Origin of the sequence: Arthrobacter sp. CAU 1506 (assembly GCF_005047635.1) — a bacterium.
Lineage (GTDB): Bacteria > Actinomycetota > Actinomycetes > Actinomycetales > Micrococcaceae > Crystallibacter.
Genome location: NZ_SUKC01000002.1, coordinates 224,739 through 236,581, shown reverse-complemented (window position 1 = coordinate 236,581; position 11,843 = coordinate 224,739). Strand labels below are relative to the sequence as shown.

The 11,843-nt window shown below is 64.2% G+C and carries 12 protein-coding genes; 6 read left to right on the top strand and 6 right to left on the bottom strand.

The genetic code is table 11. The features are described 5' to 3' along the window. Positions 1–128 precede the first annotated feature (128 nt). On the top strand, positions 129–401 hold the full coding sequence (locus E4J89_RS03750; RefSeq protein WP_136784762.1) for a hypothetical protein: 273 nt from the start codon (positions 129–131) through the stop codon (positions 399–401). 86 nt (positions 402–487) lie between these two features. Here the strand turns inward: E4J89_RS03750 and E4J89_RS03745 are convergent, their stop codons facing one another. Continuing rightward, positions 488–1,537, bottom strand: a complete 1,050-nt coding sequence (locus tag E4J89_RS03745; protein WP_136784761.1) for a Rieske 2Fe-2S domain-containing protein — start codon at positions 1,535–1,537, stop codon at positions 488–490. Between the two features lie 199 nt (positions 1,538–1,736). Next, positions 1,737–3,182 carry a glucose-6-phosphate dehydrogenase gene (gene zwf, locus E4J89_RS03740; protein WP_205754394.1) on the bottom strand — a complete coding sequence of 482 codons (1,446 nt, stop codon included), beginning with the start codon at positions 3,180–3,182 and terminating at the stop codon, positions 1,737–1,739. Positions 3,183–3,457: 275 nt separating this feature from the next. Here zwf and E4J89_RS03735 point away from each other — a divergent pair, with 275 nt between their 5' ends. After that, positions 3,458–4,867: a cytochrome ubiquinol oxidase subunit I gene (locus tag E4J89_RS03735; protein WP_136784760.1), complete on the top strand. Its 1,410-nt coding sequence runs from the start codon at positions 3,458–3,460 to the stop codon at positions 4,865–4,867. Between the two features lie 9 nt (positions 4,868–4,876). Continuing rightward, a complete protein-coding gene (locus E4J89_RS03730) occupies positions 4,877–5,920 on the top strand; it encodes a cytochrome d ubiquinol oxidase subunit II (protein ID WP_136784759.1) in 1,044 nt (347 codons plus the stop codon). 116 nt (positions 5,921–6,036) lie between these two features. Here the strand turns inward: E4J89_RS03730 and arfB are convergent, their stop codons facing one another. Next, complete coding sequence (gene arfB / locus E4J89_RS03725) at positions 6,037–6,477, bottom strand: alternative ribosome rescue aminoacyl-tRNA hydrolase ArfB (protein ID WP_136784758.1); 441 nt, start codon at positions 6,475–6,477, stop codon at positions 6,037–6,039. Positions 6,478–6,552: 75 nt separating this feature from the next. Between arfB and E4J89_RS03720 the strand changes: the two genes are divergently transcribed. Further along, positions 6,553–6,990, top strand: coding sequence for a VOC family protein (locus tag E4J89_RS03720; protein WP_136784757.1), 438 nt, complete (start codon positions 6,553–6,555; stop codon positions 6,988–6,990). Positions 6,991–7,038: 48 nt separating this feature from the next. Here the strand turns inward: E4J89_RS03720 and E4J89_RS03715 are convergent, their stop codons facing one another. Next, positions 7,039–7,683, bottom strand: coding sequence for a dihydrofolate reductase family protein (locus tag E4J89_RS03715; protein WP_136784756.1), 645 nt, complete (start codon positions 7,681–7,683; stop codon positions 7,039–7,041). Positions 7,684–8,018: 335 nt separating this feature from the next. Here E4J89_RS03715 and E4J89_RS03710 point away from each other — a divergent pair, with 335 nt between their 5' ends. After that, positions 8,019–9,038 (top strand): HoxN/HupN/NixA family nickel/cobalt transporter, encoded by a 1,020-nt coding sequence (locus E4J89_RS03710; protein ID WP_136784755.1) that lies wholly within the window; start codon positions 8,019–8,021, stop codon positions 9,036–9,038. An 85-nt stretch (positions 9,039–9,123) separates the two neighbouring features. On the opposite strand, the gene E4J89_RS03705 is transcribed toward E4J89_RS03710, so the two are convergent. Both E4J89_RS03705 and E4J89_RS03700 read right to left on the bottom strand, forming a co-directional pair. Then, positions 9,124–9,636, bottom strand: a complete 513-nt coding sequence (locus tag E4J89_RS03705; RefSeq protein ID WP_136784754.1) for a cupin domain-containing protein — start codon at positions 9,634–9,636, stop codon at positions 9,124–9,126. Positions 9,637–9,729: 93 nt separating this feature from the next. Further along, complete coding sequence (locus E4J89_RS03700) at positions 9,730–11,172, bottom strand: amino acid permease (RefSeq protein ID WP_136784753.1); 1,443 nt, start codon at positions 11,170–11,172, stop codon at positions 9,730–9,732. A gap of 261 nt (positions 11,173–11,433) precedes the next feature. Between E4J89_RS03700 and E4J89_RS03695 the strand changes: the two genes are divergently transcribed. Then, the gene (locus E4J89_RS03695; protein WP_240691686.1) at positions 11,434–11,802 is read left to right on the top strand and encodes a DUF1801 domain-containing protein; all 369 of its coding nucleotides are present in this window, start codon (positions 11,434–11,436) and stop codon (positions 11,800–11,802) included. Positions 11,803–11,843: the final 41 nt, after the last annotated feature.

The window sequence follows — 11,843 nt, the reverse complement described above, 5'->3', positions numbered from 1 at the left end:
TCAGCGGTTTTCCGGGTGTCTATCGAAGAGGAGCCGGCTGTGGTACTTTCTGCATGGGTTAGGAGTTCCTCACGCGATTGTCTCCCGATCCGGGCTCCTAATACCGCCTTTCGAAAGTAGAGGCGACGATGGCAACCCTATTGATCTTTCACGAGGTTGACGACGTTGATCACTGGCTCAGCTCGCCGCGGCGTCAAGAACTCTTCGGACCGTTGGGCATGACCGTTCGGACCTTTGTGGATCCGGACAAAACCAACCGCGTCGGTCTGATCGTCGAAGTCCCGGACCCGGACACGTTCCAGCGCATGATGGAGTCCGAAGCCGCTGCCGACGCCATGAAGTTCGACGGCGTACGCCCCGACACGATCCTGGTGCTGGTCGAACCCGAGCGCCCCCGCTGACGAGCAGGCCTGAACCGGCGGGACTTCGGCTGGGGTGCCCTCAGGCCGGCCGCGTCCGGGAAGTTGTCGGCCGCGTCCGAGCAGATCTAGCCGCCGGATTCCAGCAGGGCACGTTCCCAGAAGCTCGGGCCGACAGGTTCATGGAAGTCGCTCCGGGCGACCAGATAGCCCTCGCTGTTCACGGTGATCGGCAGCTGCGGCAGCGGTCGGAATGCAGGACCGAAGATGACCTCGCATTGATGGGTCACGTCGAAGGTGGACTGGTGGCAGGGGCAGAGCAGGTGGTGGGTGTGCTGCTCGTACAGGGCCACCGGGCAGCCGACGTGCGTGCAGATCTTGGAATAGGCGACGATGCCGTTGTAGGCCCAGTCCTCCCGGCCGGGACTGGGATGCAGATCTGCCGGGTCCAGACGGACGAGCAGGACCACTGACTTGGCTTTTTCGTCGAGCTTGCCAACGGGGAGTTCGTTCAGGCCTTCAGGGACGACATGGAAGATAGCGCCGAAAGTCACGTCCGAGGCTTTGATCGGTGTTCCTTCGGGGTCGCGTGCCAGACGCGTGCCCTCCTTCCACAGCGTGTGTCCCAGGACGGCCGGATCGAGGTTCTTGGACAGGTCGCGGAAGATGCCGATGGCCGGCAGGATGGCCAGCGCCCCGGCGGCAATGAGGGTGTTGCGGATCAGGGGACGGCGCTTGATGCCGGACTCGTCAAGGACTTGGCCCATGATCTGCTCCGCGTCCTGGCGGTCTTCTTCGGTGCGGACCTCGTGGCGTTCCTCGGCCACTTCATGGTCCGGCATCAGGGTCTTCGCCCAGTGAATGATGCCGACGCCGATGCCGAGCATCGCGAAGGCCGTTCCCATGCCCAGCAGCAGGTTTTGCAGTCGCAGCGTGGAAATCGCAGTGGGTAACGGGATGGCAAAATACCCGACGAAGAAAAGCAGGGTACCGATCATGGATATGGCAAAGAGAATTGCAACCTGCCGCTCGGCACGTTTTGCGGCCCGGGAATCCTTATCGGCACGGCGCGGGCGGTGGGGAGGTAGTCCAGGATCCTGGAACTTTTCTACCTGACCCGGGCTGGTGGTAGCAGCGATGTCTGGAGTTTTCGGGTCGCCGTCAGTATGGTCGCCCATGATCCCTCTCATCCTTCCCCATATATGACTCTAGGAGTGGGGCTGTGCTATTTCAACGGTTTTCTTGGCGACCCTGAGGGACGGAAGGCCTGGCAACACCGCTGGGCCTTCCGGGATGGTGAAGGTGATGTGGGGGTGCTGCAAACAGGGAGGCGTATAGGCGTGATCTGCTCGGTGGCCCGCCGGGCAGCGTTGGGACTCATGACGCCAGCCAAGGCCGGTGCCAACCGGCGTAATCGGCGGTCAGCTCATCTGTAGCTGCCGGGCCCCAGGACCCGGGTGTGTAGCTGTGCACCGGTGGCGGCGCATCCAGGAGTGGCTGCATGATCCGCCACGTCTCCTCGACCCCGTCCTGGCGGGTAAACCGCGTACTCTTTCCGACCATCGCCGCGTGGAGCAACACCTCATACGGAGTCGGCCCCTCGCCCCCTTCGTCAGCGAACTCCATGTCGAGATCGATGGCCCCGGGGCCGACTGTGTCCGCACGCAGAGCCTCGACCTTGAACCTGGCGCCGGTCGACGGGTCAAGCCTGATGACAATCTGATTGGGCTCTGGCCGGCGATCGGATCCGAAGTTGAAGCCGAGTCGGGGCGGCTGCTTGAACACCAGCCGAAGCTCGGTCTGAGTGACCGGAAGCTTCTTGCCGGTCCGAATGAAGAACGGCACCCCCGACCAGCGCCAATTGTCGATGTCGAGCCGCAACGCGGCGTACGTCTCCGTCGTCGAATCCGGTGCCACGCCGTTGATGCTCTGGTAGCCCTCGTACTGGCCGCGGACGTAGTGGGCGGGATCGGCCGCGGAGACCGCGCGGAACAGAGCGACCTGCGAGTCCTTGAGCGTTTGCGGATCACCCCCGGACGGGGGCTCCATTGCAGCCGCGGAGACGACCTGCATGAGGTGGTTGACGACCACGTCGCGCAGCGCACCGACGGGATCGTAGAAGTGGCCACGGTCCTCGACGCCGAAATCCTCGGCCATCGTGATCTGGACGCACTCGACGTAGTTTCGGTTCCAGATCGGTTCGAGCATCGTGTTGGCGAACCGCAGGTAGATGATCTCCTCCAGGCCCATCTTCCCCAGATAGTGGTCGATCCTGTACAACTGCGACTCGTCGATGAACTGGTGCAGATCCTCGGCCAGGGCGCGAGCCGAAGCTCGGTCATGCCCGAACGGCTTTTCTACCACTACCCGGGCCGTCGCGGTCAGGCCGGCCCGGGCCAAGCCCTTGACGACTGTGCCGAACAAGAAGGGCGGGATTTCGAGGTAGAACACAGGGCTGCCGGCGCCCTTAATCGCCTCGGCGACTCGGCCATAGGTCGCTGCGTCGCCGAAATCGCCCTGCACATAGGACAGCCGGGCCGCGAAGCGGTCGAAGACGGCGGCGTCGATCACCTCTCCAGTGCCCTCGATCGATTTCCGGGCCCGTTCCACCAACTGATCAACCGTCCAATCATCGACGGCAACCCCGACGATCGGACACTGCAACAAACCCCGCTGCTCCAGCCGGTACAGCGATCTGAACGTCATCACCTTGGCCAGGTCTCCGGTGATTCCGAACACCACGAACGCGTCGGCGGAATCCTGACCTGCGCTAACCGGCTGGCCACGGCCAGCCGCGCTTCGGTTGTCCATGGGCGGTGTCATGGCATCTCCTCAACGTGATCGACGCTCAACCAGAAAATGAACCTGCTGGCGGCCTTTGTGCCGGAGTTGACCTAGACCGGCACTTATCAGAGCCAACCACTGCCTCCCGGTCCCCGTCATCACCCATTTTGGGTGATGACGCCGTCCGCCCCGGGGTTCAGGATCAGTGCCTAGAGGCAGCAACGGTAGAACCGAGAACCCGCTCCAGGAGGCTCCGGCCTTGGCTTTCCCCGGGACCCCATGGCAGCTGTCAATGACGCCGGAAGGGGTGCGACATGACGCTGTTCGTTGACGTCCTCATCCCCACAATGGAGGTGAACCCGGTTCCGTGGGCGCGTGCGCAGATGGCGTTCACGCTGGCCTTCCACATCGTCTTGGTGCCACTCGGCGTGTCCTGGTCGGTGATGGCGCTGATCGCCAACTATCGAGGGATCAGGCGGGCCGACGCTGTCGCCATCCGGCTTGCTCAGCGCTGGTCGAAGTACATGGCGGTCACCTTCGCAGTCGGCGCCGTCACCGGAACGGTTCTCTCCTTCGAGTTCGGCTTGCTGTGGCCTCAGTTCATGGGGCACTGGGGCGAGGCGTTCGGTGTGCCTTTCGCGTTCGAGGGTCTCTTCTTCTTTCTCGAGGCCGTATTCATCTCGATCTACATCTTCGGCTGGCGGCGGCTCAAACCCTGGACCCATTTCTGGACCGGTGTCCCGATCGCCGTCGCCGGCATCTTCGGCAGCATTTCGGTGGTGGCCGCCAACGCGTGGATGAACTCCCCCGAAGGAGTCACGCTGGACACCGCCGGGAATGTCGTGGCGGTGGATCCGCTCGGGGTGATCTTCAACCGGGCCATGCCGCTGATGGCGGCGCACATGGTGATTGCGGCCTATCTGGTCGGCGGCTTCCTGGTGGCCATGGTCTACGCGACGGCGATGCTGCGCGGGCGGCGTGACCACTACCACAGGCTCGGTTTCCTCATCGCCTTCACCGTGGCCGCCAGCGCCGTCCCGGTGCAGATGGGAGTCGGCGACGGCCTGGCCCGCTGGGTCTATAGCAACCAGCCGGTTAAGTTCGCCGCCATCGAGATGGTGCCGACCACCGGCAGCGACGTGCCCGAGACGCTGCTTGGCCATCTCAACTCGGAAGGAGAGGTGGTGGGCGGTGTCCCCATACCCGGGCTGGCCTCGTGGTTGTCCGACCCTAGTACTGGCCGGGCGACCGTCGTGCAGGGGCTCGACTCTGTACCCTCCGACGAGCGGCCGACGAACCGCCAGGTGAACGTCGTCCATCTCGCGTGGGACATCATGGTCGGCGTCGGAACCGCCCTGTTCCTGCTGACGCTGTGGTATTGGGCATCGTGGATCTTCCGACGAGACATGCCTCGCAGCAAGTGGTTCCTGCGCTGCGCCGTCGTAGCCGGGCCCCTCGCCGTCCTGGCGCTCGAGGCAGGCTGGACGGTGAGCGAGGTCGGCCGCCAGCCCTGGATCGTCTACAACAAGATGCGGGTGGAGGACGCCGCGACCACCAACACCGGAGTGTGGATTACCTTCATCGGGGTCACGATTCTCTACATCGGGCTGGGCATCACCACCATCCTCGTCCTGCGCGGGATGAGTCGTCGCTACCGTGAGGCACAGTGGTTCGAGGAGACAGACTCTCCGTATGGGCCGCGTCAGCAGGTGGAAGAGACCTAGGGATCACCCATGGACACCGCCGCGGCCCTGCTCTTGTTCGCTGCCATCACCATTTACGCGATCTTCGGCGGCGCTGACTTCGGTGCGGGCTTTTGGGACTTGACCGCTGGTGGCACAAAGCGTGGAGAGCGGCCGCGCGAGGTCATCGACCACTCGATCGGACCCGTGTGGGAAGCGAACCACGTGTGGCTGATCTTCATCTTCGTCGTGCTCTGGACGTGTTTCTCCGAGGCCTACGCGTCGATCACCTTGACCATGTTCGTGCCCCTCACTCTGGCGGCCCTCGGCATAGTCCTGCGCGGTGCCGGCTTCGCCTTCGGGAAGGCGGTGTTTCGGCAGCGAGCCCGCCGCAGCTTCGGCGTCATCTTCGCCGTCTCCTCGGTGCTGGTGCCCTACTGCTTCGGCGCCATCGCGGGCGGCATCGCCGCCGGCCAGGTTCCGGCCGGCGGCCGGGCGGGCGATCCGCTGCACAGCTGGCTCAACCCGACGTCGGTGGTCATGGGGCTGCTCGCCGTGGCCGTGACGGCCTACGTCGCCGCGGTACTGCTCACTTGGGATGCCGGCCGCCTCGCCGACGAGGCGATGGTCGGCTACTTCCGCGTCCGCGCGGTGGCTGCCGGCGCCGCGGCTGGAGCCGTCGCCCTGGTTGGACTCTTCGTGGTACGCAGCGAAGCTAGCTACGTCTTCGAAGGACTCACCTCAAGGGCCCTTCCGCTGGTGATCATCTCGGTGGTCGCAGGGCTCGGCGCGCTGGTTCTGCTCCGAGGCCGCCCCCGCCGCGGTGGGCGGCTGGCCGCGATCGCCGCGGCCGGTGCCCTCGTGCTGGCCTGGGGCGTTGCACAGTGGGACTACCTGCTGCCCGAAACGCTCACAGTCTCCGCGGCGGCAGCGCCGCCGGGCACGATCACCGCCGTGCTGGTCGCGGCCGGTCTCGCCGTGCTGTTGATCGTGCCGGCCTTCATCTTGTTGTACGTGCTCGACCAGCGTGGATTGCTTCCCGAAGAAGGCGGCGACGACGAGCCCGACCGTGGCCCCGGGATCGTCGGCCCCTGACTGCACTGGCGAGGTGGCCAGCAAGCCAAGCGGTTGACAGGGTATCGACTGGAGGGTGGGCCAGGGCAGGTCGGATCACCAAACTGACTGCCAGGTGATCCCGCTAACAGAGAAGGTCACTCGGCCTCTGGGCGCCGGCGATTGCGCTTGGTCTCGGAGCGCAACCGTTTACCTGCAAGCCGACGACGCTGTGAGCCACGGGTGGGCCGGCTCGGTCGCCGCACCGTTGTGGGAGCCAATGCGTCGCGGAGGAGTGCGACAAGGCGTTGCCTGGCCGCGGTCCGGTTGAGCCGCTGGGAGCGGTGCTCGGAGGCGCTGATCGTGAGCACCGTGCCCGAAATCCGCTCCGAGAGCCGGTCGAGGGCGCGTTCGCGCTGGACGTCGCTCAGTGCTGTTGTGGTGCCTAGGTCGAGACTCAGCTGCACGCGGGAGTCGGCCGTATTGACGCTCTGGCCGCCGGGTCCGGAGGCTCGCGAGAACTGCTCCAGCAGCTCTGCTGCCGGTATGCGGAGTCCGCCGGGCACGCCGGGTCCCGGGGGCACATGCAGGTCGTCCACGCGTTTATTGTCCCGCAACACCGGCGCGAAGCAGGGCCTTCACGGGTGTGCTCTCGGCTGGCTAACATGACGCGCATGGCCATCAAACTTGAGAACGTCGCCATCGCAGTCCGGGACCTCGACGCCACGATCGCTTTTTTCACCGACCTGGGTCTTTCGGTTATCGGCCGTGACACGGTCAGCGGTGAATGGACCGACACCGCCGTCGGGCTTGATGGCAACCATGCCAAGATCGCGATGCTGCAAACCCCGGACGGCCACGGCCAGCTCGAGCTCTTCGAGTACATCCACCCCGATGCGATCGAGACGGCGCCCACGCGGCCCAACGAGATTGGCATGCACCGGGTCGCGTTCTCGGTCGATGACTTGGACGAGGCCCTGGAGATCGCCGCGAAGCACGGCTGCCGCCCGCTTCGCGGTGTGGCCACCTATGAGGACGTCTATAAGCTCACCTACGTCCGCGGCCCCAGCGGCATCATCGTGATGCTCGCTGAGGAACTGAAGAAGAATTGAGCGCTCAGCCAGCGTTGGCTCTTCTTGCATCCGGACGTGAGGTGCGGCCTAGCGCCGGAATGTCAGGTGGACCGTGCCGCTCTCCGCAGTTTCGGCGGCCACGTTGTAGCCGGTTTCCAGGCCGCGCAGGTCGTCCCAGAGGCGGATGCCGCGGCCGAGAATGATCGGAGCGATCGCCACGTGGAGTTGATCGACGAGCCCGGCCTTCAGGAAGTCGCGCACGACGGTCGCTCCGCCGCCAACACGGACGTCCTTGCCGCCGGCGGCTTCCAATGCCCGGTCGAGCGCTTCCTGTGGCGTTGCGGAGAGGAAATGGAATATGGTGCCGCCGGTCATCTCGATCGAGGGCCGTGGGACTCGATGCGTGAGCACGAAGACCGGGATCCGGAATGGGGGCTCGTCGCCCCACCACCCGCGCCAGTCCGGGTCGTCAGGAAAGTTGTGCAGGCCGAACATCCCCGCGCCCATGATCTCCGCTCCGGTGTCAGCGAAGTACGCCTTCGCATACTGGTCGTCCACGCCGGTCGTGCCCTGGCCTGACGTGTCGTGCAGGACGCGCTCGCGGAAGGTCCTGGTCGCGGCATACGCGTCGACCAGGCGGGGCCAGTCGTCGCCAAAGGGATTCTCCGGGGTTTGATCCGTCGTGGTGGCGAACCCATCCAGCGAGATGTTGAGGTCAACGCGAACGGCCATCGGTACTCCAAGTCGTCAGTGCTTGTCGATTGCCATCACGATACTGGAGGCTCCGAATGCGTCAAGAAGGATTCCCCAGGCCCCGCGCGCCGGTTGATGGTTCGATGCAGTTGCCGCCTTGGGGACCGGGTGGGCGGTGAAGCCGCAGCGGGGTGAAAGCGCACCGTCGAGGAGGCAACGCGGCCTCTTGACACGGCAAAGCGTGCTCTGCATTCTGGGCGGAAATGCTCCATTGACGTTCCCTAGACGAGGCCGCTATGCGGCCAGAGTGGCAGGACATCGTGAAACGCCACCTCCAAAGACAAGCGGCTGGCAGCCGGCGCAGTGTCTTGGGCATGGCCTCGGTGATTGCGTTCCTGATGGTCACCGGGTGGGGCATGTTCTTCGCCGTCGTCTTACCCGGGCACTACGAAGTGGCCGACCGGGCGCCCTTCGGGCTCGGACTGGCGTTTACTGCTTTCATTTTGGGGGCGCGCCACGCGTTTGACGCCGACCATATTGCAGCCGTGGACAACACAACGCGCAAGCTGGTGGGGGAGGGCAGCCGGCCGGTGTCCGTGGGCTTCTGGTTCGCCTTGGGGCATTCGACCGTCGTGATCGTTGCTGTCACGCTGCTGGCCGCCGGGCTGCATAGCCTGGCCGACCAGATTTCCGACGGCGATTCGCTGCTGGCTTCCGTAACCGGAGTTTGGGGTGTCATCGTCTCCGGCCTGTTCCTGCTGCTGATCGGTACATTGAACCTGTATTCCTTCATCGGGATCGCCCGTGTCTTCCGCCAGCTGAGGAGCGGCGAATACAACGAAGCCGAAGTCGAGGACCTGCTGCAAAACCGCGGGCTCCTTAACCGGGTGTTGGCCCCGCTTGCTCGACAGATCGATCGGCCATGGAAGATGTACCCCGTCGGTGTGTTGTTCGGGCTGGGGTTCGATACGGCAACGACGATTGGCCTGTTTGTCATCGGCGGCAGTGCCGCCCTCACCGCACCTTGGTATGTGGTCCTCGTTCTGCCGGTCCTGTTCACCGCCGGCATGACGTTGTTCGACACACTCGATGGCATCTTCATGCACCGGGCCTACCAGTGGGCCTACGCGCGCCCGGTCCGGAAGGTGTACTACAACCTCATGGTCACCGGTACGTCCGTCCTGGTGGCTTTCCTTGTCGCCGGCGTAGGACTACTGGGACTGGTGGCCGAGAGAATGCAGGTAGATAGCGGTCCCGTGGCCTGGATCGCGTCCGTGAACTTGGAGAACTTTGGTTTCCTGATCTGCGCGCTGTTCGCGGCAACCTGGCTGGCCGCGGTCGCGTACTGGAAAATCGGCAACATCGAGGCCCGCTATTCGCTGCCGGATCGATGAGCGGCAACTGTCGGTCTCTGCGTTCCGCGCTGCCCTGGCTGATCTGGGGATCTAACGAAATCCGGTGTGTCCGCGGACCTTCGCATCACATCGGAGGAGTCAGGCCGTACCGGGCTATGATGCCGGGCAACCAGGGCGCCTCGCCGAACTGGAGGCCGTACTCGGCTGCCAGTTTGCCGATGGCGTCCGGATCAGTTGGTTCCCCGGCTTCAAGCTCATCGGCCACTGCCCAGAAGAAGTGCTCGAACCCGGCCGGGCTGATCACTTCGATCATCCTCGCCGGAACCTTGCCTGCGTTCCACATGGTGTGCAGTTCTCCGCGCGGCTTGGTGATGTAGCCACCTGCGCCCAGTACGGCCTCCCGCTCACCGGAGCGGAATCCGATCTCGCCTTCGAGGACGATCGAATACTCATCCTCGCGGGTATGCAAGTGCGGCGGAACCAAAGCCCCGACCGGGAACGGGTGCTCCACGATCGAGATCTGCTCGTTGGTGTGTTCGCCGAACAGTTTGAAAACAACCCCGATGCTTCCAAGGCTGCCTTGGCGTCCTTCCCCGGGCTGCACGACGGTGAGCCGTGGAGCCTCCTCAGCGCCCATGACGGGCCACCCCTTTCTCAATCCGTATTCCTATTCGCTTCTTCAGCTGACCCGTCCGACATGCTGCCGGCCATACAGGTCCGGGCCGCCAGCTCACTGCACGGCTCTGTGGCGGGGACTGTCCGGGTTCATGAGCGAGTGCTTGCGGCTGTAGAAGATGTAGATGACCAGACCGATGATCAGCCAGACCGCAAAGCGCAGCCAGGTTTCCCAGTGCAACTGGAACATCAGGAACAAGGAGGCGAGGACGCCGAAGGCAGGGACCACGGGCATCAGCGGGAGCCGGAAGCTGCGCGGCACATCCGGCCGGGTACGCCGCAGCACGATGACGGCGATACTGACTACCACGAAGGCGGCCAGGATGCCGATGTTCGTCAGGTCCGCCACGGCCCGGATGGGGAACACTCCGGCCAGCAGCGCTGCCGCGATGCCGGCGATCCAGGTCACCCGCTGCGGAGTGCCGCGCCGGTCCGTGGCGGAGAACCAGGCCGGCAGCAGTCCGTCGCGGCTCATCGAGAACCAGACGCGGGTCACGCCGAGCAGGAAGGTGAGCATCACGGTCAGGATCGATACCACGGCAAAGGCGGAAATGATCGTGGCCACAGCCGGCAGCCCGACCGACTCAAAGGCGGACGCAAACCCTGCGGTCGGATTGATGTCTGTGTAGTTCTGCATGCCGGTCAACACCAGGGTGGCCAGCACGTATAACGTCATCGCGATGCCCAGTGAGAGCAGGATCGCCTTGGGCATGTACTTCTTGCCGTCCACGGATTCCTCCGCCGCCGTGCTCATGGCGTCATAGCCGAAGACCGCGAAGAAGACGGTGGCTGCCCCGGCCAGCACCGGACCAAACCCCGAGGGCATGAACGGGGTGTAATTTCCCGGGTTCACAAAGAAGAAGCCCAGCCCAATGATGAAGAGGATCAGCGCGATCTTCAGCCCCACCGCTATCAGCTCGAACCGGCCGAAGGTGCGGGTACCGCGGCTGAGGATCCAAGCGATCAGCAAGCACACCACAATGGCCGGCACATTGATCACGCCGCCCTCGACCGTGTCGCCCGTGCCCTCCATCCAAGCCGGTATCTGGACGCCGATGCCCTCCATGAAGGCGCTGAAATAGCCCGAAATGCCAATGGCAACGACGGCGACGATGGCCGTGTATTCCAGCAGCAGGTCCCAGCCGATGAACCAGCCGATGAGTTCCCCGAGCGCCACATAGCCATAGGTATAGGCGGAGCCGGCAAACGGGATCATGCCGGCGAATTCTGCGTACGACAGTGCTGCCGCGGCGCTGGCAAGGCCGGCGATGAGGAAGGAAATGAGAACTGCCGGACCGACCGGCGGAGCCTCGCCGCCGCCGTTGGCCACCAGCCCGGCGAGCGTGAAGATGCCGATGCCGATGATCCCGCCGACGCCGATCGCGGTCAGCTGCCACAGGCCCAGGCTTTTGGAAAGATGGCTTTCCCCGCTTTCCTCCACCATCTCGGTAATCGGTTTGCGCCTGAGGATGGATTGGGAACCGCTCCAAATGGACATGCCGGACTCCGATGTTCGCGCCTGCATCTGCCGCCGGAGCCCTGTGCCAGGGGCGGCTCCGCCGTGCGGATGCCCTGTACGTGTTCGAGTATGGACCGCACGACGCCTGCTGTGAATATCTTGCCGGTTCCCGCATCGAAATTCAGGCCCGTCGGTGGTGGGCCGGGCTGCCCGTATCGGACGGGGGAGTGGACGCGGCAACGATGCATCTGGAGGCCGTCGAATCGATGCTGGCTGTCTGGAAAGAGGTACGTTGAGAGCGTGAACAAGCCGCAAACCGTTGACGAATACCTCGAATCGTTCCCTGAAGAGGCCAGTCGGCGGTTGGCCGAACTCCGCCAGCTGAGCCGTACCCAGGTTCCGCAGGCCGATGAAGGGTTGAAGTGGGGAAGTCCGGCCTACTCCCTGGACGGAACCATCATGTTCATCTTCGCCGGCTACCAACAACACGCAAATTTTGTTTTCACGCCCAGCACCTTGCAGGCGTTTACCGCTGAACTTGCCGGTTTCCAGACTGGCAAGGGTTCCATCAAGCTGCCGTATTCGGGACCGGTTCCAACTGAGCTGCTGGGCAGGATGACGGCCCACCGCATCCGGGAATTCCGGGAAGACGGTGTCCTGTGGATGTAGGTGTGCGGTGCCATCCCAGCGTTCCGAGGTTTCCTGGAACG

What these genes read in the sequence shown, in the direction of transcription:
- E4J89_RS03750 (WP_136784762.1), top strand. Translation starts at nt 129, where the DNA reads ATGGCAACCCTATTGATCTTTCACGAGGTTGACGACGTTGATCACTGG.
- E4J89_RS03745 (WP_136784761.1), bottom strand. Translation starts at nt 1,537, where the DNA reads ATGGGCGACCATACTGACGGCGACCCGAAAACTCCAGACATCGCTGCT.
- zwf (WP_205754394.1), bottom strand. Translation starts at nt 3,182, where the DNA reads ATGACACCGCCCATGGACAACCGAAGCGCGGCTGGCCGTGGCCAGCCG.
- E4J89_RS03735 (WP_136784760.1), top strand. Translation starts at nt 3,458, where the DNA reads ATGACGCTGTTCGTTGACGTCCTCATCCCCACAATGGAGGTGAACCCG.
- E4J89_RS03730 (WP_136784759.1), top strand. Translation starts at nt 4,877, where the DNA reads ATGGACACCGCCGCGGCCCTGCTCTTGTTCGCTGCCATCACCATTTAC.
- E4J89_RS03720 (WP_136784757.1), top strand. Translation starts at nt 6,553, where the DNA reads ATGGCCATCAAACTTGAGAACGTCGCCATCGCAGTCCGGGACCTCGAC.
- E4J89_RS03715 (WP_136784756.1), bottom strand. Translation starts at nt 7,683, where the DNA reads ATGGCCGTTCGCGTTGACCTCAACATCTCGCTGGATGGGTTCGCCACC.
- E4J89_RS03710 (WP_136784755.1), top strand. Translation starts at nt 8,019, where the DNA reads ATGGCCTCGGTGATTGCGTTCCTGATGGTCACCGGGTGGGGCATGTTC.
- E4J89_RS03705 (WP_136784754.1), bottom strand. Translation starts at nt 9,636, where the DNA reads ATGGGCGCTGAGGAGGCTCCACGGCTCACCGTCGTGCAGCCCGGGGAA.
- E4J89_RS03700 (WP_136784753.1), bottom strand. Translation starts at nt 11,172, where the DNA reads ATGTCCATTTGGAGCGGTTCCCAATCCATCCTCAGGCGCAAACCGATT.